Annotated in this window: 17 protein-coding genes; 8 read left to right on the top strand and 9 right to left on the bottom strand. The window is 59.8% G+C overall.

Annotated elements, in window-relative coordinates; translation table 11 throughout:
* Positions 1-536 precede the first annotated feature (536 nt).
* The gene (locus tag ACR0E6_RS16895; protein ID WP_170453266.1) at positions 537-1,049 is read left to right on the top strand and encodes a hypothetical protein; all 513 of its coding nucleotides are present in this window, start codon (positions 537-539) and stop codon (positions 1,047-1,049) included.
* 24 nt (positions 1,050-1,073) lie between these two features.
* Here the strand turns inward: ACR0E6_RS16895 and ACR0E6_RS16900 are convergent, their stop codons facing one another.
* The 7 genes from ACR0E6_RS16900 to ACR0E6_RS16930 all read right to left on the bottom strand — a co-directional run bounded on the left by ACR0E6_RS16900 (position 1,074) and on the right by ACR0E6_RS16930 (position 8,011).
* On the bottom strand, positions 1,074-1,751 hold the full coding sequence (locus ACR0E6_RS16900) for a GntR family transcriptional regulator (RefSeq protein WP_170453265.1): 678 nt from the start codon (positions 1,749-1,751) through the stop codon (positions 1,074-1,076).
* A 45-nt stretch (positions 1,752-1,796) separates the two neighbouring features.
* Entirely contained in the window at positions 1,797-2,822 is a 1,026-nt protein-coding gene (locus ACR0E6_RS16905) for a trans-3-hydroxy-L-proline dehydratase (RefSeq protein WP_480585406.1), read from the bottom strand.
* A gap of 15 nt (positions 2,823-2,837) precedes the next feature.
* The gene (locus tag ACR0E6_RS16910) at positions 2,838-4,088 is read right to left on the bottom strand and encodes an NAD(P)/FAD-dependent oxidoreductase (RefSeq protein ID WP_480585409.1); all 1,251 of its coding nucleotides are present in this window, start codon (positions 4,086-4,088) and stop codon (positions 2,838-2,840) included.
* Between the two features lie 23 nt (positions 4,089-4,111).
* Entirely contained in the window at positions 4,112-5,044 is a 933-nt protein-coding gene (locus ACR0E6_RS16915) for a 4-hydroxyproline epimerase (protein WP_480585412.1), read from the bottom strand.
* On the bottom strand, positions 5,035-5,994 hold the full coding sequence (locus tag ACR0E6_RS16920) for a dihydrodipicolinate synthase family protein (protein ID WP_480585415.1): 960 nt from the start codon (positions 5,992-5,994) through the stop codon (positions 5,035-5,037). The genes ACR0E6_RS16915 and ACR0E6_RS16920 overlap by 10 nt, the downstream gene beginning before the upstream one ends.
* A 130-nt stretch (positions 5,995-6,124) precedes the next feature.
* Positions 6,125-7,243, bottom strand: a complete 1,119-nt coding sequence (locus ACR0E6_RS16925; RefSeq protein ID WP_480585418.1) for an acetoin utilization protein AcuC — start codon at positions 7,241-7,243, stop codon at positions 6,125-6,127.
* Positions 7,244-7,312: 69 nt separating this feature from the next.
* A complete protein-coding gene (locus tag ACR0E6_RS16930; protein WP_170624190.1) occupies positions 7,313-8,011 on the bottom strand; it encodes a GntR family transcriptional regulator in 699 nt (232 codons plus the stop codon).
* A gap of 138 nt (positions 8,012-8,149) precedes the next feature.
* Here ACR0E6_RS16930 and ACR0E6_RS16935 point away from each other — a divergent pair, with 138 nt between their 5' ends.
* The 7 genes from ACR0E6_RS16935 (at position 8,150) to ACR0E6_RS16965 (ending at position 15,835) form a co-directional block, all read left to right on the top strand.
* Positions 8,150-9,400: an NAD(P)/FAD-dependent oxidoreductase gene (locus tag ACR0E6_RS16935; RefSeq protein ID WP_480585421.1), complete on the top strand. Its 1,251-nt coding sequence runs from the start codon at positions 8,150-8,152 to the stop codon at positions 9,398-9,400.
* A 56-nt stretch (positions 9,401-9,456) separates the two neighbouring features.
* Positions 9,457-10,437, top strand: coding sequence for a TRAP transporter substrate-binding protein (locus tag ACR0E6_RS16940; protein ID WP_170624186.1), 981 nt, complete (start codon positions 9,457-9,459; stop codon positions 10,435-10,437).
* Positions 10,438-10,538: 101 nt separating this feature from the next.
* A complete protein-coding gene (locus ACR0E6_RS16945; RefSeq protein ID WP_170453256.1) occupies positions 10,539-11,066 on the top strand; it encodes a TRAP transporter small permease subunit in 528 nt (175 codons plus the stop codon).
* Between the two features lie 5 nt (positions 11,067-11,071).
* A complete protein-coding gene (locus ACR0E6_RS16950) occupies positions 11,072-12,385 on the top strand; it encodes a TRAP transporter large permease subunit (RefSeq protein ID WP_170453255.1) in 1,314 nt (437 codons plus the stop codon).
* A gap of 49 nt (positions 12,386-12,434) precedes the next feature.
* Complete coding sequence (locus tag ACR0E6_RS16955) at positions 12,435-12,869, top strand: universal stress protein (protein WP_480585425.1); 435 nt, start codon at positions 12,435-12,437, stop codon at positions 12,867-12,869.
* Positions 12,870-12,908: 39 nt separating this feature from the next.
* Positions 12,909-14,033 (top strand): enolase C-terminal domain-like protein, encoded by a 1,125-nt coding sequence (locus tag ACR0E6_RS16960; protein WP_170453253.1) that lies wholly within the window; start codon positions 12,909-12,911, stop codon positions 14,031-14,033.
* A gap of 68 nt (positions 14,034-14,101) precedes the next feature.
* The gene (locus ACR0E6_RS16965; RefSeq protein WP_170453252.1) at positions 14,102-15,835 is read left to right on the top strand and encodes a thiamine pyrophosphate-binding protein; all 1,734 of its coding nucleotides are present in this window, start codon (positions 14,102-14,104) and stop codon (positions 15,833-15,835) included.
* An 87-nt stretch (positions 15,836-15,922) separates the two neighbouring features.
* Here ACR0E6_RS16965 and ACR0E6_RS16970 read toward each other — a convergent pair whose 3' ends face one another.
* Together ACR0E6_RS16970 and ACR0E6_RS16975 are read right to left on the bottom strand one after the other, a co-directional pair.
* Positions 15,923-16,681, bottom strand: coding sequence for an aspartate/glutamate racemase family protein (locus ACR0E6_RS16970; protein ID WP_170453681.1), 759 nt, complete (start codon positions 16,679-16,681; stop codon positions 15,923-15,925).
* A gap of 226 nt (positions 16,682-16,907) precedes the next feature.
* Entirely contained in the window at positions 16,908-18,488 is a 1,581-nt protein-coding gene (locus ACR0E6_RS16975) for a phage tail sheath family protein (protein WP_480585429.1), read from the bottom strand.
* Positions 18,489-18,505 lie beyond the last annotated feature (17 nt).

The raw sequence follows: 18,505 nt of genomic DNA on the forward strand, positions 1-18,505 counted from the left end.
GGAAGTTAAGCACTGCCGCGCCAATGGTACTTGGGCTTAAGCCCCGGGAGAGTAGGTCACCGCCAAACCTAGTAAAAGCCCATATCTCTCTTACGATCGAAAATCCCCTAACACCAGAATCTAATGCCAATGAAGGCTGTGTTGTTCCGGCGCACCCGCGCTTTCCAAGAAACGCACGGTTCCATATCGACGCGCATTGCATTCGACAAATCAGCTTTGTTCGCGGAATATTGCACGCGTAACCGAAGCAAGCTGAAAGTCGCATTTTGAAGGTCGTGATCCATCAGGGGTTTCACAAAACAGGCACCAGAACCCTGCAAACGATGTTGTTCAGGAACCGGTCCCTGTTGGAGGATCGACTGAACGTTCTAATTCCCCGCGATCTGAAGGAAGCAGGGTTTTCTGCGCGGCGCTATTCCCTTGTTCAAAAGGACCAAGTCCTCAGGAAATTCCGCCAAAGGGTTCGGCATGCCCTTGAGCCTTTCGACGGGCGGACAGACACACCTCTGCTTATCAGCAGCGAGGAGTTTGCCGGGATGATTCCGGGGCGCAAGGATGTGTGGACTTATTCTCAGACTCATGTCCTGGCAGAAACTCTGGTCGATGAAATCGACCGGTTTTCAGATGGTACCGCGCGTATCACCCTGTTCTTCACAACCAGAAACGCCAGCGACTGGGTGCGCAGTGTCTATTGGCAGAACATCCGCGCGGACAGGATTCAGCAAGACCTTGTGGAATATAGCGAGCGCCTGCGACAAGCTGCGGATCTTGACGGCGTGGTGAACCGGGTAGAGGAGGCTGTATCACCCCGTGCGGACGTCGTGCGCCTCAACGTGTCCGGGCTTGATGATCGCCTGTTCCCCGTAACCAAGGCGCTGTCGATGCTTAATGTCAGGTCCGATGATCTGTTGCCCGTCAACAACCTGAATGTTCAGCCTGAAGGAGCGGCAGAGTATTTTCTGGAACTGAACCGATCAACCATGACCGACGAAGACGTCGCGGCGGCAAAGCGCGCCTATCTGGACGGTTTGAAGGCCGCAAGGCGGTAATCCGCAAACCGTCTGTCTGAAAGGTCAGAGGGAACGCTTCCGCTTTGAAGCAATGAGTTCCAGAATTTGGTCCCTGGTTCGCTCAATATGGGTTTTCAACAGCTCACAAGCCGCGTCTACATCGCCGGACCGGGCCATAGACAGAAGCTGGTGATGCTCTATTTTTGCGGGTTCCCTTTGCTTCATCACGCTCAGATGCATGCGGACGTACCGGTCCGCTTGCGTGTTGATGCGGTCGAGCATGTCGCGCGTCAATTGCCTGTCGGCACCTGCATAAAGGGCCGAGTGGTATTGGTGGTTCAGAATACCCCATTTGCCGACGTCATTCTGATCGAAGGAGGCGTCCATCCGGTCCAATATCTCGGCGCAGCGCGCGAAATCCATTTGGGTCATATTTGGAATGGAACGGCGAAACAGGTCCACTTCGATCAGGGTGCGCAGGTCGAATATCTCGCCAATTTCCGTCAGAGAATGCTTGATGACCGAACCACCGCGATTGGTGGACCATTTCACCAACCCCTCGGCGTTCAGCCGTTTCAGGGCCTCGCGGATGGGCATGCGTGAAACGTCGTATTCTTCGGCCAAAGCCTCTTGCCGGATGGTTTCGCCCTCGGCCAGTTCGCCGTTCAGAATGCGTTCCCGCAGGTCATCTGTGATGATGTCCGGCAGGCTTTTCTTGGTGATTGCGCGGGTCCCAGGCATGTCAGGTCCTTTATTGATTAGTGTTGGTGGCAATCGACAGCATCGTCACGCGCCCCACGTATCTGACAGTCGATAGCCACCCGGCCAGGGGTCATCGGGGTCGAGCATGTGTTGATGAACACCGGTGATCCAGCCGCGCCCGCTGATTTCGGGGAGAATTGCGTTGCGCCCTGCGACCTTGGTGGTGCCAAGAATTCTGCCGGTAAAGCGCGACCCGATGATGGATTGCGCGTCGAATGTCTGGCCCGGTGTCATCTGACCTTTCGCCAGCATCAGCGCCATGCGGGCCGAGACTGCTGTGCCTGTGGGGGACCGGTCGATCTTGCCCGGTTGGATGGCGACGGCGGATTTGCCCGCCAAACCGGTTTCCGTTTCGCTTAACGGGCCACAGAAGGCGCAAAAGGATATATGGGTCCAATCCGGGTTGTCAGGATGGCTGAACCCAAGCTGTTCATTGGCTGCGTTGGTGATCCTGACGCCCAATTGGGCAAGCGCCTTGGCTTCGCTTTCGATGATCTCAAATCCAAGATCCTGTGCGTCAACGACGACGAAACTGTCACCGCCATAGGCTGTATCGACGGTTATCCTGCCAACACCCGGAACATCGAGCGAAACCGCGATCTGATCGGCAAAGCTGGGCAGGTTCTGCACGAAGATGCGCTGTGCTTTCCCATCCCGGCATTCCGCCCGAACCTGCACCAGACCGCCCGGCGCTTCGAGCGTCAGGTGGGTTTCCGGTTCCTGCATTGGCAGGATACCCGAATCCAGCAGAACCGTTGCCACGCAGATCGAGTTCGACCCGGACATGGGGGGCGTGTCCTCGGGCTCCATGATGATAAAGGCGGCATCGGCGTCGGGGTGTTTGGGGGGCACCAACAGGTTCACGTGACGAAACACTCCGCCACGCGGTTCGTTCAGGACAAAATTCCTGAGCGTCTGATCCTGAGCGATGAATGTGCGTTGGTCCCAAAGCGTATCTCCGGGCGGTGGCGCGACGCCGCCGACAATGACGTCGCCAACCTCACCCTCGGCATGGGCAGAGATCACATGGATCGTTTTTGTGCTGCGCATCAAGGGCCTCCGAGGTCAGAACCGCGTTGCAGAAAAGGGGGACAGGTCGATTGCGGGATTGGCATCCATCACCAGATCCGCCACCAGCTCGGCCGTTCCGGCGGATTGGGTCAGCCCGAGATGGCCATGCCCAAATGCATAGTGAACCCGCGGGGCCTTGGGGGCGCGGTCGATGACCGGCAGGCTGTCCGGCAGTGAGGGGCGGAACCCCATCCATTGCGTGCCGCCACTGATATCGAGGTCGGGCAGGAACTGGCCCGCTTTTGCCAACAGGGTGTCGGCCCGTTTGAAATTCGGTTTCAGGGACAATCCGCCAAGCTCGACCGCGCCGCCCACGCGCACGCCGCCATTTATGCGCGTCGCCACAAACCCATGGCCGCTGAAGGTCAGATGCGTGCGCAGATCGAACGCACCCTGTGGTAGGGTCGTGTTATACCCCCGCTCGGTTTCCAGGGGGATTATGTCCCCCAGCTGCCGGGCCAGAATATGAGACCACGCGCCAGCTGAAATCACCAGATGTCGGGCGTGAACTTGCCCCGACGGGGTTTCCAGAACAACCCGTTCCCCTTGCTGCGTTACCGATGACACGGGCTGCACATCAATTCGCCCGCCGCGTGCCTGAAATTGTGTGGCGAGATGTTCGGTCCAGGCTTTCGGGTCCCTTGTGTTCATCCAATGCGGCGTGAATCCGGCATGGGTGAAGTGGCGGCTCAGACCGGGTTGTATCTCGGCAATCGCCTCGGGGCTGTGGAGCAGATCGAAATCCACCCCATGATCGCGCCGCAGGGTCCAGGCGGATTGACTGGCGCGGAATTGCGCGATCCCTTCATAAAGTTGCAACTGACCGTCGCGCTGTATCATCGCTTCGCCATCGACCTCGGCGATTTGGCGTTCGGTCGCCAGGCGGCAGTGCTTCATCAGCGCCCCCTGCGCCGCCAGCGACGCGCGATAGCGATCCTTCCAGCTAGATCGCCAAAAGCGCAGCATCCAGGGCGCGATCTGCGGCGCGTAGGACGGGGGCACCGAAAGCGGCCCAAGGGGATCGAGCAGCCATTTCGGTGCCTCGCGCATGATGCCCGGCTTGGCCAGCGGCTCGATCTCGGCAAAGGCGAAGGCCCCGGCATTGCCTTGCGATGCGCCTGCGGCGACCCCTTCACGGTCCAGCACCAGAACATCGCGCCCGCGCCGTTGCAGTTCCAGCGCGATGCTGATGCCGATGATCCCGGCTCCGACGATGACGATGTCAATTGGGTCTTCAGGCGGCATTTGTGCTGTCCGTTTCAGGCGTGTCAGATCGGGATACCCAGTTTGAAGGGGTCATTCTCGGCGAAGACGAGCGTGCTGTCTGCCATGATATGGGCCTGCCCGGTCAGAGTAGGGATGACGCCGCCATTTGGGCCGGGCTGATAGGACAGGCGGTAGGGGCTACCGATGACGCTGTGCTGCACAATCTCGGCGCCGGGGGCCAGCAGACCATCTGCTGCAAGACAGGCCAGACGCGCGGAACTGCCGGTGCCACAGGGCGAACGGTCATAGTTGTCATCCGGGCACAAAACGAAATTCCGGCTGTGGACATCGGGCGTACCTGACGAGTCCTGAAAAATGACGTGGTCCACGGGCTCTCCGCCCTCACCGCCCACGGATTGCGCGATGCAGGCCTCGCGAATGGCGATCGTCATATCGGTCAGGGCGCGGATATTTTCGGGGGCGACGGGGATCGGGCTTGGGTCGACGATGAAGAACCAATTGCCGCCATAGGCGACATCGCCGGTGACTGGTCCGTATTGGGCGGTCTCCACAGTAACCGATTTGCGCACCCTGCGGCTTTCGACATTGGTCACGCTCACGGTGTTCGCGTCGTGGAGGTCGATTGTAATGACGCCTGCAGGGGTCTCGATCTTGCGTGTGCCGGGTGTGATCCGGCCCAGATGGGCCAGAGTGACGCCCAGCCCGATAGTGCCGTGCCCGCACATGCCCAGCACGGCGTCGGCATCGAAATAGATGACGCCGGTGACGCAGTCGGGATTGACCGGCGGCACCAGAAGGGCTGCAACCATGCCGGGCTGTCCACGCGGTTCCAGCAAGACGGATTTGTAGAACGCCTCATGCTCGGTCGCCAGCCGCTGCGCGCGCTCGGCCAGCGGGCCGGTGCCCAGATCCGGCGCGTTGTCGAGGATCACCCGCGTGGGCATTCCGCCGGTATGGCTGTCGATCACATGCATTCAGCGATAACCCCGCCCTGTTTGGACCAATCGGCGAACCAGTTGCGGAACAGGTCATATTGCTGTTCGCAATAGTTTCGCTGTGCGTCCGTCAGCGCGTCGGTTTCATTGAAATGCAGGCGGTATTCCTCCTCGCCGTTTAACACCAACAGGTGCTTGTAATAGAGCACCAGATCGGTGCCCTCATCAAAGCTGGCCAGAACGCCAAACGCCTCTTCCAACTCACGCGCGCGCATCCGGGCTTCGGCATGACCTTCGGCGGCTTTCTGAGCCAGCGCCGCCAGCAGCAACGCCTCTTTCGGCAGGGCGGTGCCGATGCCGGTGATGGCCCCGGTCGCGCCGCAGTTGACGAAACCATGATAGACCTCGGTATCGACGCCTACCATCAGGGTCACCTGATCGTCTTGCGAGGTGATGTGCTCGGCGGCATAGCGTAGATCGTCCTTGCCTCCGAACTCCTTGAACCCGACGAGGTTGGGGTGTTCGGCGCGTAGGGCAAAGAACAAATCAGCCTTGGTGGCAAAGCCGTAGACCGGGCTGTTGTAGATGATCGCGGGCACATCCGGCGCGGCGCTGAGGATCGCCTTGAAGTGGTTTTTCTGCGCAGCCATGGAGGATCCCCGAGACAGCACACGCGGGATCACCATCAGGCCAACGGCCCCCACTTTCTGCGCGTGGGCTGCGTGGGCAACCGCGGATTTCGAATTGATCGCGCCGGTGCCCACAACAACCGGGATACCGGCAGAGGCCAGCCGTTCGACCCCTTCCATACGCTCGGCATCGGTCAGCAGGGGCCAATCGCCCATCGAGCCGCAATAGACCACGGCGGACATGCCTGCCGAGATCATCTCTTTCCCCTTGCGCACAAGGGCGTCGTAATCGGGTGTCCGGTCCGCTGTGCAGGGGGTCATCAGGGCGGGCATTGTGCCCGAGAAGATGGATTTCGTCATCGCAGGGTATCTTTCAGTGGCGGTGGGTCAGTCGGATTCCCGGCATTCATAGTGGATATTGGATCCAAAATCTAGGAATCTGTTGTTTTCCTGCGAAAGGCCCAAGGGGTTTGGGTAAATGGCCGCCGACTTATACCCAAGCCCGCAAACGGCTTGCCAGAAAATCGACCCTTTCTCGGACGGTATCCGAGATAACCCCGTTGCGCGGTGCGTCTTGCAGGGTCGTAAGCCATTCTGCCTTGGGGTCCTGCTTGCGTGTCCTGCCGCGAAAGCTGAGCTGACGCAGCACGGCCTGGGCTGCGTCAGGCAGATGATCGGGTATGTCGTGCCCGGCCAGAATGCCCCATACACCTGTCCAAAGGCGGCCGACGGTCCACGGGTTGTAGCCGCCTCCGCCCAGCACCAACAGGCGTGGTGCCAGCCCGGTAAGGCCGCGCAGAACATCCCAATGGGCGTTGTTGGACAGCGACAGATGCGCCAGCGGGTCATCCTCGACCGCGTCCGCGCCGCATTGCAGGACGATTGCATCGGGGCGGAACGCGGCAACAGCAGGCAGGATCAACCGGTCGCGCACCAGTGCCATTTCGTCATCATGGAAGCCGCGCGGCACGGGAAGGTTCAGGGCGTTGCCGCCTGCGTCATCCTCCAACTTGCCAGTCTTGGGCCACAGGTTCTGTTCGTGGACCGAGATCATCAGGCAATCGGGATCGCCGCCAAAGCCGACCTCGACCCCATCGGGATGATGTGCGTCGATATCGACATAGGCCAGCCGCCGTACCCCATGTGCGCGCAGGTTGAGCATCGCAAGCACCGGGTCGTTGAGATAGCAGAACCCATTGGCCCGATCCGGCATCCCGTGATGGGTTCCACCCGCCGGATTGTAGATCACGCCACCGTTTGCCAACAGTTCGCCAGCCAGGATCGAGCCTCCGGCGGCTGTGGCAGGACGGCGGAACATCTCGGTAAAAATCGGGTTCGAGATTGTCCCGATGTTGAACCGCGCCTTTTGGTCCGGGGTGACGGCTTGCAGATGCTCGGCCTGTTGCAGGGCCTCAATATAGTCCGGGTCATGCCACGCCGTAAGCGCCTGGGGTTTTGCACGGGGCGAGCGGATATACTGCGCGTCCGGCAACCAGCCCAGGGCACGCGACAGGTCCATAACGGTCGAGACCCGAGGGATCCTGAGCGGGTGCCATGTGCCATAAGTCGAGTGGCGATAGATTTCCGAGCCGATGAAACGCGCTGTCATGACGGCGTAGTTAGCGCGGCGGTTGTCCTTGAAAAGGCAATCGGGCTTTCGCCTAAGTACCCCACGCGATCAGAAATCCGGCACGTAGAGTTGGGAATAGGCGACCCGCACCAGTTCGACCGTTTGTTCGCTGCGTCGCTCGATATGGCCGCGCAGGGCAGACACCGCCCGATCCACGTCGCGCGCCTTTACCGCATCCAGAATGATCCGATGCGCCGACATCGAGGTCTGGTCTGTCTCGGCGTTCTCGCGCCGGTCCCGCAGCAGCCTCAGGTTTACGATGCGGACATAGCGGATGCGCTCATTGACGTTATGCAGCAGCTTCAGCAACTCTTGGTTGCCGGAAAGCGCTGCCAGCTTGATGTGGAACTCTTCATCCATGCGCAGAAGCTCATCCAGATCGTGGCAGACGGAATAGGATTTTTCGACCTCGTCCAGATAGGCAATGACCGCGTCGATCTGCTGATCCTCGGCCCCGCCGATGGTGCGCAGCAGCGCCTCGGTCTCAAGCGCGCAGCGCAGTTGGTACAGTTCCAGTACTTTCTCTGGTGTCAGCGGTCGGCAGAAAAACCCCTTGCCCAGCGAAAAGGTCAGAAACCCTTCGGCCACCAGCCTGTTGAGCGCCTCGCGCAAGGGCGTCCGGCTGATGTCCAGCCGCTTGGTCAGCGACGTTTCGTTCAGCCGTTCACCCGGTTTGAACTCGAAGTTGACTGCCATCCGGCGCAGGGCCTGGTAGGCGCGTTCGACATTGCCTTCGGATTTGGACATGGATCTCCTGCCATTCGGTTGGACGTCTTTTACCAAAGACTGCCCCATAATAAACATTAGACTTCACAGAAATCTACAATCCTGTATACAGATCGGCATATCGCCCATTTCAAGCGATTCCCGGCAAGTTGAGGGCACATGACGACCAAGGAAGAACAGGTTGTAGTTGTTGGGGCGGGCATTGTTGGTGTCTCGACCGCGATCTGGCTGCGACGCAAAGGTGTTGAGGTCACGGTTGTTGATCGCAACCCGCCGGGTGACCCAAACGCGACATCTTATGGGAATGCCGGGGTGCTGGCCGCGTGTTCCGTGGCACCGGTGACCGCACCGGGGCTGATGCGCAAGGGCCCCAAGATGGCGTTGGACCCGAACTTTCCCCTGTTTCTGCGCTGGTCCTATCTGCCCAAGCTGATGCCGTGGTTGCTGAAATACATGTCGCATGCCAATGACAGCGACACCCGGCGGATCGCGGCTGGCCTGACGCCCTTGACCAGCGACTCGGTCGAGCAGCATCAGGCGCTGACCAGCGATACCGGTGCGGCGGATTGGGTGCAGACCTCAGATTACAGCTTTGTCTATCCGACCCGTGCGGCGTTCGAGGCCGACAGCTATACCTGGGCGCTGCGCAAGGTGGCCGGGTTCGAGCCCGAGGTGCTGGAAGGCGGCGCGGTTCACGAGTTCGAGCCGAACCTGTCCAAGGATCTGAACCTGCTGGCCGTCATGCGCGACCATGGCTTCAGCCGCGATCCCGGTGCCTATATCGCCGCGCTGGCGGCCGAGGCGGAAAAGCTGGGCGCTGTTTTCCGTCAGGCCGAAGTTGTCGATTTCGAATTGACCGATGGGTCCGTGTCAGCGGTTGTTACCAAGGACGGCACATTGCCCTGCAGCAAGGTGGTTCTGGCGACGGGCGTCTGGTCAAAACCTCTGGCCCGCAAACTGGGCCTGTCCGTGCCGCTGGAAACCGAGCGCGGCTATCATATGGAGTTTGTGTTGCCGGAAAACGGCCCGTCGACTCCGCTGATGGTAACAACCGGCAAGTTTGTCGCGACCCCGATGGAAGGCCGGTTGCGCTGTGCCGGTATTGTCGAGTTCGGTGGGCTTGAGGCCGGGCCGTCCGATGCCCCCATCGCCCTGCTGAAACGCAAGGTTCAGGAAAGCTTTCCGAACCTCACATTCGAAAGCGAAAAGACCTGGCTGGGCCACCGGCCCGCGCCGTCAGACAGTCTGCCGCTGATCGGTGAGATTGGCAAAACCGGTGTGCTGGCCGGGTTTGGACATCATCACATCGGCCTCACCGCCGGGCCCAAGACCGGGCGGATACTTGCGGGGCTGATTACAAAAGACCGTACCAATATCGATCTGGGCGTGTACGATCCAATGCGGTTCTGAACCAAACTTCAACGACGCCCCCTGAAGGGGCACAAAAGTCAACAAGGGAGACAAACATGTCAAAAACACTTACCAAACTGGCTGCCAGCATCGGCGTTATCACGGCCTCTGCGGCGGCAGTGTCGGCGGAAACCTGGGACCTGCCGATGGCCTATTCGGCCACGAACTTCCATTCGGTAACCGGCGCGGTTTTTGCAGAATGCGTGACCCAAGGCACCAGTGGCGCGTTAACTATTCAAACCCATCCGGGCGGTTCGCTCTATGCCGGGGCCGAGATCAAGCGTGCGATCCAGACCGGTCAGGTCAATATTGGCGAGCGTCTGCTGTCTGGGCACCAGAACGAAAACGCGCTGTTTGGCTTTGACTCGGTACCCTTCCTGGCGACGTCTTTCGAGGACTCGGAGAAGCTGTGGGAGTTCGCCAAAGAACCGCTGTCCGAGTTGCTGGCAGAACAGAATCTGCACCTGCTGTATTCGGTACCGTGGCCGGGGCAGGGCCTGTATTTCGACCGTGAGGTCAACACTCTGGCAGATGCGGAAGGTCTGAAGTTCCGCGCCTATAACTCGGCTTCGGCCCGTATGGCGGAATTGGCCGGTATGCTGCCGGTGCAGATCGAGGCGGCTGAAATCAGCCAGGCCTTTGCCACCGGTGTGGCGCAGGGGATGGTATCGTCTGGTTCGACCGGCTACGACCGCAAGGTCTGGGAAAGCCTGTCGCACTATTATGGCGTCGACGCCTGGATGCCCCGCAACTACATGCTGGTCAATCTGGACGCCTGGAACGGTTTGGATGACGCTACCAAGGCTGTTATGAACGGCTGCGCCGTGGCGGCCGAGTACGCGGGCGACTGGCGCTCGATCCAGTACACCGAATTCACGGTGAACGAGCTGGGCAAAAACGGCATGACCACAGGCCCGGCAAGCGAAGAACTGGCCGCCGAACTGCGTGCGATTGGTGAAACCATGACCGCAGAATGGCTGGAAGCTGCTGGTGAGCCTGGTCAGAAAATCGTCAACGATTTTAAAGCTGCACAATAAAAACAACCGTGCGTTCTTTCCCGGCGGCCGTGGCCGCCGGGGGTATCTTACGACCGGCATGGTCGACCTGATCGCCATGCCTGCCTAACGGGGGACCCGCTATGGCGATCTTCTCAACACTGCGCAAAACGCTGGATGTGATCTATCGCTTTGCAGGCTATCTTGCCGCGTGCTTTCTGATACTGATCCTATTCTTCGTAACCCTGCAGATGGTGTCGCGCTGGGGTGGTGAAATCATCACGGGTGCACCGGACTTCACTGGCTATTGCATGGCTGCGGCCTCATTCTTGGCGCTGCCGTATGCGCTGAACGGCGGGGCCCATATTCGTGTCAGCCTGTTGCTGAATGCGCTGGGCCGGTTCCGAAGGTTAGGCGAGATCTGGTGCTGGGCCATTGCCAGCTATCTGACCTTCCTGTTCGCCCGTTACGCAATCAAGCTGACGTACGAAAGCTACCGCTTCAATGACATCAGCCAGGGGCAGGACGCCTGGCCCATCTGGATTCCGCAGATGTCCATGGTCATTGGAACCGTTCTGCTGGCGATCTGCGCGATCGACAACCTGATCACCATCCTCGTGACCGGGGAAGACAACATGCGATCCTCCGCGGTCGACGCACACGCGGAGTAAGCCTGATGGAAGAAGTCTATCTCGTTACCATTTTCCTGTTCGCCCTGTTCCTGTTGCTGGGAACCGGGGTCTGGGTGGCGCTGGCGCTGTTTGGCGTGGCCTATCTGGGGCTTGAAATGTTCACCTCGCGCCCGGCTGGCGATGCGATGCTGACGCGGATCTGGACCGGCTCGTCCAGCTGGACCCTGACGGCGCTACCGCTGTTCATCTGGATGGGTGAAATCCTGTTTCGAAGTCGATTGTCGCAGGACATGTTCCGCGGCCTCAGCCCCTGGATGCAGCGGATGCCGGGCGGTCTGGTCCATGTGAACATCGTCGGCTGCACCATCTTCGCCGCCGTGTCGGGGTCGTCCGCTGCGACGCTGACCACAGTTGGTAAAATGTCGATCCCGGAACTGCGCAAACGCGGCTATCCCGAATACATGATCATCGGCACGCTGACCGGTGCGGCCACGCTGGGCCTGATGATCCCGCCCTCGCTGACGCTGATCGTTTATGGCGTGGCGGTCGAACAGTCGATTTCGAAGCTGTTCATGGCGGGTATCCTGCCGGGCATCGTTCTGGCCGGTCTGTTCATGGCCTATGTCGCCGGCTGGTCCTTTGTGCGCCGGTCCGAAGTGCCCGAGATTGCCGACCGCATGACATTTGGGCAGAAGCTGAATGAAAGCCGGTTCCTGATCCCGATCATCCTGCTGATCCTGGTGGTCATCGGGTCGATGTATGGCGGTTTTGCCACCGCGACCGAGGCTGCGGCCATCGGTGTGCTGGGCGCATTTGCACTGGCCGCGATGCAGGGATCCCTGACCAAACAGGCCTTTATCGAAAGCCTACTGGGGGCCACGCGCACCTCGGCCATGATTGCCTTCATCCTGATGGGCGCCATCGCCCTGACGCTGGCCATGGGGTTCACCGGCCTGCCGCGCGCCCTGGCCGAGTTCATCGAAGGGCTTGAGTTGTCGCGGTTCTCACTGCTGATCGCCCTGATGCTGTTCTACATCGTGTTGGGCATGTTCCTGGACGGTATCTCTTCGGTGGTGCTGACCATGGCGATTGTGCAACCGATGGTCGAAGGCGCGGGTATCGATCTGATCTGGTTCGGCATCTTCATCGTGATTGTCGTCGAAATGGCGCAGATCACGCCGCCGATTGGCTTCAACCTGTTCGTGATGCAGGGGATCACCCGGCACGAGATGGGCTATATCGCCAAGACCGCGTTGCCGCTGTTCCTGATCATGGTCGTGATGGTCTTCATCATGATCGGCTTCCCGGAACTGGCGACCTATCTGCCGGACAGCATGGTGAGTTCAGCGGGCCGATAACCGGCCCGCCCCCCCGATTTACCGATAGCCACCCAAGAGGTGCCAAACCATGACGAAACCGAAAATTCTGGCAGCCGTGGACCTTGTCCACAAGGACAGCGACGCCGCAGTGATCCACGAGGCGATCCTGCTGGCCAAGGCCCATGATCATGAGGTCGAGGTTGTTTTCGTGATCCCGGATCAGGAAAACTCTTACGCGCAGAACTACATCCCGGCGGATATGCATCAACAGGTTGTCGATGACGCCGTGCGCGATCTTCAGGCCTATGCCGCCGGTTTTGACTGGCAGGGCGTGGTCCATGACAGTCAGGTGCTGCGCGGTGTTGTCTATGAAAAACTGATCGAACATGCCGACACGCTGTCCGCCGGTTTTGTGGTGATCGGTGCCAGCAAACCGTCGGTCACTGATCTGCTGATCGGTCCGAATGCGGCCCGCGTCGCCCGCTATGCCGGGTGCAGCGTGATGGTCGTGCGCCCGCGCTAAGACACGAATAACCCAAAAAACTCTCACACGGAGACGACCGTGAGCGATCACAAAATCGAAGCCCTGCGGGTTCACCGCATTCTGATCCCTGCCAAGGCCGTGCATTCCCACGGCTCGGGCGATGTTGCGGGTATCAACGTGGCCATTCTGGAACTTGTCACTGACACCGGGATCACCGGTTGGGGTGAGGCCTCGCCCTGGCCCGTGTTTACCGGCACAGCCGAAGGCAACGCCGCCGCGCTGCACGTGCATCTGCGTCCGCATCTGATCGGTCAGGACCCGGTGCAGGTCGAGAAACACATGAACATGGCCGAAAAGGTGCTGGTCGGCCATCCCGAGGCCAAGGCGGCGTTGGAAATGGCGCTGCTGGACATCACCGGGCAGATCACAGGCCTGTCCGTTTGCGAACTGGTCGGCGGCAAGATGCGCGACAGTATGGGGATGAGCTTTTCGGTCGCCAACCCGGATTTCGACGCCGATCTGGATGACATTGCCGCCATGTGGGACGACGGCGTGCGCATCTTCAAGTTCAAGACCGGCTTTGCCGATCACAAGTTCGATGTAATGCGTGTCGAGAAACTTCGCGAGATTTACGGCGATGAAGTCGATATCCGCATCGACTACAACCAGGGTCTGCTGGCCTATGACGCGGTGCGTTGCATCCGCGACCTCGAAGCCTTCCGCCCGACCTTTGTCGAACAGCCCGTCAAGATGCACGAGCGTGAGGCGCTGGCCCATATCACCCATGCCATCGATACGCCGATCATGGCGGATGAAAGCGTGTTTGATCCCAAAGGCGCGCTCTATGGCGCGCAGAACCGGATTGCCGATATTTTCTCGCTGAAGATCATGAAATCGGGCGGCATTCGCCGCGCGCTTGAGGTGGCAGCAATCGCGCGTGCCGCCGGGATTGAAATCTATGGCGGCTGCATGTTCGAAACCGGTCTGGCCCATGCCGCCGGTGCGCATCTGATGGCGGCTGTGCCCGATCTGGTGCTGCAATGCGAGTTTTACATGGCCACCTACTATGCCGCTGACGACATCCTGACCCAGCCGTTCCCCGTCAAGCACGGGCGCGTTCACGTGCCGGACGGGCCGGGGCTGGGCGTTGCGGTCGATCCTGACAAACTGGCGAAATACGCCGTCGCCGAAACACTGACGTAACTAAAAAACTGCGGATTTATTGTATACAGTCCTGTGCGCAAAAATCCGGCTGAGAAAGGTTCAAACCAATGACCGATGCTGACACCCAGCGCATGAACGGCGCTCAGATCATTCTCAAGATGCTCGAACTGCACGGTGTAAGCCACGTATTCGGCCTGCCCGGGGAAACCACAATCGGGTGGTACAAAGAGTGGCGCGAACACTCGAATATCGAATTTGTGCTGACCCGCGACGAACGTACGGCATCCTACGCGGCCGAATCCTATGCCAAGATCACCGGACGTCCTTGCGTGCTGGAAGCGCCAAGCCCCGGTGTAACTCACTGTACGCCGGGTATTACCGAGGCGTATCTGAGCTCGGTTCCGGTGATCTATTTCAGCTCGGACATCCCGATCAATCAGGACAAAAAGCACGGGCTGACCGGGGTCGATCAGACCAAGCTGTATGACAGCATCTGCAAGGAAAGCTTTGTTCTGACCAATGCCAGGGAAATCCCGTTCCTGATGCGCCGGGCCTTCCGCGTGGCGACCTCGGGGCGTCCGGCGCCGGTGCATATCCGCGTTCCGATCAACATCTTCGGGGAAGAGGCCGAGATCAACGATCTTTATGCCGAACCCGAATACAGCACCTATCCGGCGCATCGCCCCGTGGCCGATCACTCGAAAATCCGCGCGGCGATCGATGTGCTGCTGGCAGCCGAGAAACCGGCGATTGTTGTGGGGCAGGGCGGGCTGATTTCAAAGGCGTCCGAGGCGATCCTGGAACTGGCTGAACTGCTGCAAATCCCGGTCGGGACCACCACACCCGGCAAGGGTACCATCCCCGAGGATCATCCGCTTGCCCTGCGCGTGATCGGCGGGCGCGGCGGCATGGAGTATTCCAACCAATATGTGCACGACGCCGATACGATCTTCTTCATCGGCTCGAACACGGACAGCGCCGCCACCGATCACTGGAAGTTGTATGGCGATCCCAAGGCCAAAACCTTCCTGCATCTGGACATTGCCGAGGCGCATGTTGGCAACAACTTCCCCGTCAAAGTCGGTCTGGTCGGCGATGCCCGCGCGACGCTGGAATACATGAATGTTCTGATCAAAGCAGACCACCCAAACCTGACCCGCCCGAATATCGATCTGAACCCGATCAAGAAGACGGCGCTGGACAAGGTGTTCAACTCGAACATCCCCATGCCCGAAGGCACGATTTCCCCTGTCAAGCTGTCTCAGGTACTGGACCGGATCATGCCGGACAACGCGGTGGTCACGTCCGAACCGGGCGTCAGCGCGATCTACCCTTCGGCCCTGCTGACCTTCCGCAAGCCGGGGCGGCGCTATATCACCAACTATTCGATGGGCGCGCTGGGTTATTCGGTGCCTGCGGGGCTGGGCGCGATCTATGCCAATGACGGGCCGGTTATTTCGTTCACCGGCGACGGGTCGTTTGGATTTGTCATCGGTGACATGGAAACGCTGAAGCGCAGCGGCAAGAACATCACCGTTATCCTGACCCGCAACGACACGTTCGGCTGGATCCGGGGCGAGGCCATCCTGCTGGACGACGTGGACGAGCCGTGGTCAACGGATTTTGGCCGCGTCGATTATTGCAAAGTGGCCGAAGGCTTCGGCTTCAAGACCGCCCGGATCACATCCGAAGACGATATCGAGCCGATCCTGTCCGAGGCCATCGCAAACCCCGGCGCAAACTTCATCGAGATGATGGTTCCGTCGCAGGACAAGATCGTTCCGTTTGTCCCCAATTGGGTGCGTGCGGCGCGGGCAAAGAACCTGCCGCATTTCTATTGATGCCTTCGGTCGGGCGCTCGCGCCCGATCCTTTCAACTTAGAACCCCCGGCTTTGTTTCAGGCCGGGGGTTCTCTTGTGATTTTAGATCAGGGCTGACCTGCCAGCCCAAGCAGCGGATCGTCCAGATCGACCGGGAAACGATCCGGCACCAGTGCCTGATGGAACCAACGAACGAAGCTGTAGATTGAAAACACGGGCAGGCCGGTCAGTTTGCGCACATCCGCTGCATAGGGCGTCATGTTGGTGCATTCCAGAATGATCGCGCCGATATCCTGATGCTCGGTCACCAATTGCCGCGCGGCGTCGCGCATGTCCTCGCGGCAGGCGGCAAAATCGATCTCGGGCGCGTCGCCCAGAATGTCGCGGGTAAAGACCCGACCGCCCTCGGTTCCGACAATCGGCGTATCCAGCGGGACATTCGCGGCCTGCAGATGCGCGGGTGTCAGTGTTTCTTTCGAGATCGTCAAAATCCCCGGACGTTTGCCGGGCGGCAACATGGCCTGCACCATCGGGGTCTGCATCAGCGATGAGGTGGCGACGGGAACCGGCACCGCCTCGGCCAGTTGATCCTGTACGATGGACAGGAAACCGCAATTGGTGGTGATGCCGTCACAGCCCGTGGCAACCAGCTCTTTCGCGGCATCAATGAACAGCCCGACCAGTTCGCGGGCGTCATTGCGGACAACCTTGTCCGGCGTTGCGCTGCGGACGACGCGGTATTGCACGGGAAAGGGCCATGTGGTCGCGTTGCCGATATCGCCCGGAATGCGCGGAAACTGAGTTTCCAGCATCAGGATGCCCAGATTGGCCCCGAACACCGTTTTACCGCCATGCAATTTGTGCATTTTCGCCCCGTCGTATGTCGAACACAGTTGAACACCGTTCTGTATACAGCCTGCCGTTAAGTCAACCATGAATGGTTTGCTTGCCATGTGTCGAGACACGCGTCGCCGAGAACCCCGCGTTTGAACGTCATGTTGACGGATATCCCCGCTTTGCTGGTTTCTTCGAACACCACTTGAAACTTGAATTCCGGCCTTGGGTTTTGCTGCCGACCGGCCAGCGCAACACTTAATCAAGCGCGTCACTGGTTTTCAGCGATATACGGATGATCACGAACTCGGCCGGGCGCAGTGCAGCGACCCCGATCAGCATCACCAACCGGCCGTTTGCAATATCCGCCTCGGTCATCGTGTCCCGTCCAACGGACACGAAATATGCCTCGGATTCCTTTGCGCCCGCCAAAGCCCCCGCGCGCCATTGGGTGCTTAGGAAATTTCCCACCGCCTGCGCGACACTGGACCAGAGCTTTTCGTCATTCGGCTCGAACACAACCCATTGGAGCGAGCGGGAAATGGATGCTTCAAGAAAGATAAAGAACCGGCGGACAGGCACGTATTTCCACTCCGGGCCCGACGACAGCGTACGTGCGCCCCAGACGCAAATCCCGCGCCCGGGAAACTGACGAATGCAATTGACGCTGGCCTGGTTCAGAACGTCCTGTTGGTTTGCGTTCAGATTGAACTCGACATCCACGGCCCCTTTGATCGCCACACCCGCCGGTGCTTTCCAGACGCCGCGTGCCGAGTCCACGCGCGCGTAAACGCCACAGACGGCCCCGCCCGGAGGGACAAGAACCTTGTCGCCCGTCTTCGGGTGTGCCGCAACAATCCAGGGGTAGTAGATCGCTGCATAGTCAGACGCGCGCCGATTGCGCGGAGACAGCGCGTCGGACCGCAAATCTTTCACGCCGCGCGGCGTATCGAGCACTGCAAACCGAAAACGATTGCGTTCGCAATGTGCGATGACTTCATCCTGTATCGCAATCTCGGGCAGCGTGTCGTTTCCAATACCCGGCGCATGGACAATCGCGACAGACGGATATGCATCACGCTCCAGCGCCGCGAGGCCGCGATAGTTGGCCGGGTCTGTGATCACCGCCCCTGCCGCGTCGGTCCTGCCTGCGAACTGGGCGGCGGTAGGTCTTTTACCCTCCTGCCCCCCTTTCAAAGCGCCGCTAAACACCAGACCGGCGGGTATGTCGGCCTGATCGGTCAGATCGAGCGTGATCAGCGCAGATGGGTTTTCCGAGAGTTTCTTGCGCCAGAAATCATCGCTGTTCGTATCCAGCGACAGGTCATCGAAGTCCTCGACCAGAACGGGCCGGGGTTTGCGTTTGGAGTCGTCGAAAGGATCGAATAGATCGCCGGAAAACCCGTGTCCGAAATATGCGACCTGCAACCGAAAACCGATGGGCACTGGCCCGTCTGCACCACGCTTCTGTGCGCTCGACGGCAGGATGCGGACCCAGATGGCGTTGCCGAATTGACCGGGGCCGCTTGCGCTCAGACGGTATCCGGCCGCGTCGATATGGGCCGTTTCCGCGCCATCTCCGACGACCCGGCAGACAACGCAACGCTGCCCGCCGTTGTCGAAAAACGCCTTGACGCTGAATGGTACAAAGCGGTCTTCGGCGAACACATCGCCAAACACACGCAGGTATTCCCGGTACGACGTGATCAGGGGCGGCCTGAGCGGTCCGCGTTCGGTTTCACCGATCATGGCCGTGGTACTGGTTTCGACACCTTCGACGGGCCTTGGGCCCCGACTGACTTCTTCGACGAAAACACCGGGTGCAAGATATTCGGGCATGACAGAGATCCAATCGG

It is taken from the genome of Ruegeria sp. AP12 (assembly GCF_056540025.1).

Excerpts from the sequence above, each read along its gene's own strand:
- ACR0E6_RS16940 (WP_170624186.1), top strand. The coding sequence starts at position 9,457 with ATGTCAAAAACACTTACCAAACTGGCTGCCAGCATCGGCGTTATCACG.
- ACR0E6_RS16935 (WP_480585421.1), top strand. The coding sequence starts at position 8,150 with ATGACGACCAAGGAAGAACAGGTTGTAGTTGTTGGGGCGGGCATTGTT.
- ACR0E6_RS16955 (WP_480585425.1), top strand. The coding sequence starts at position 12,435 with ATGACGAAACCGAAAATTCTGGCAGCCGTGGACCTTGTCCACAAGGAC.
- ACR0E6_RS16905 (WP_480585406.1), bottom strand. The coding sequence starts at position 2,822 with ATGCGCAGCACAAAAACGATCCATGTGATCTCTGCCCATGCCGAGGGT.
- ACR0E6_RS16950 (WP_170453255.1), top strand. The coding sequence starts at position 11,072 with ATGGAAGAAGTCTATCTCGTTACCATTTTCCTGTTCGCCCTGTTCCTG.
- ACR0E6_RS16925 (WP_480585418.1), bottom strand. The coding sequence starts at position 7,243 with ATGACAGCGCGTTTCATCGGCTCGGAAATCTATCGCCACTCGACTTAT.
- ACR0E6_RS16915 (WP_480585412.1), bottom strand. The coding sequence starts at position 5,044 with ATGCATGTGATCGACAGCCATACCGGCGGAATGCCCACGCGGGTGATC.
- ACR0E6_RS16975 (WP_480585429.1), bottom strand. The coding sequence starts at position 18,488 with ATGCCCGAATATCTTGCACCCGGTGTTTTCGTCGAAGAAGTCAGTCGG.
- ACR0E6_RS16910 (WP_480585409.1), bottom strand. The coding sequence starts at position 4,088 with ATGCCGCCTGAAGACCCAATTGACATCGTCATCGTCGGAGCCGGGATC.
- ACR0E6_RS16930 (WP_170624190.1), bottom strand. The coding sequence starts at position 8,011 with ATGTCCAAATCCGAAGGCAATGTCGAACGCGCCTACCAGGCCCTGCGC.
- ACR0E6_RS16895 (WP_170453266.1), top strand. The coding sequence starts at position 537 with ATGATTCCGGGGCGCAAGGATGTGTGGACTTATTCTCAGACTCATGTC.
- ACR0E6_RS16920 (WP_480585415.1), bottom strand. The coding sequence starts at position 5,994 with ATGACGAAATCCATCTTCTCGGGCACAATGCCCGCCCTGATGACCCCC.
- ACR0E6_RS16900 (WP_170453265.1), bottom strand. The coding sequence starts at position 1,751 with ATGCCTGGGACCCGCGCAATCACCAAGAAAAGCCTGCCGGACATCATC.
- ACR0E6_RS16970 (WP_170453681.1), bottom strand. The coding sequence starts at position 16,681 with ATGCACAAATTGCATGGCGGTAAAACGGTGTTCGGGGCCAATCTGGGC.
- ACR0E6_RS16965 (WP_170453252.1), top strand. The coding sequence starts at position 14,102 with ATGACCGATGCTGACACCCAGCGCATGAACGGCGCTCAGATCATTCTC.
- ACR0E6_RS16945 (WP_170453256.1), top strand. The coding sequence starts at position 10,539 with ATGGCGATCTTCTCAACACTGCGCAAAACGCTGGATGTGATCTATCGC.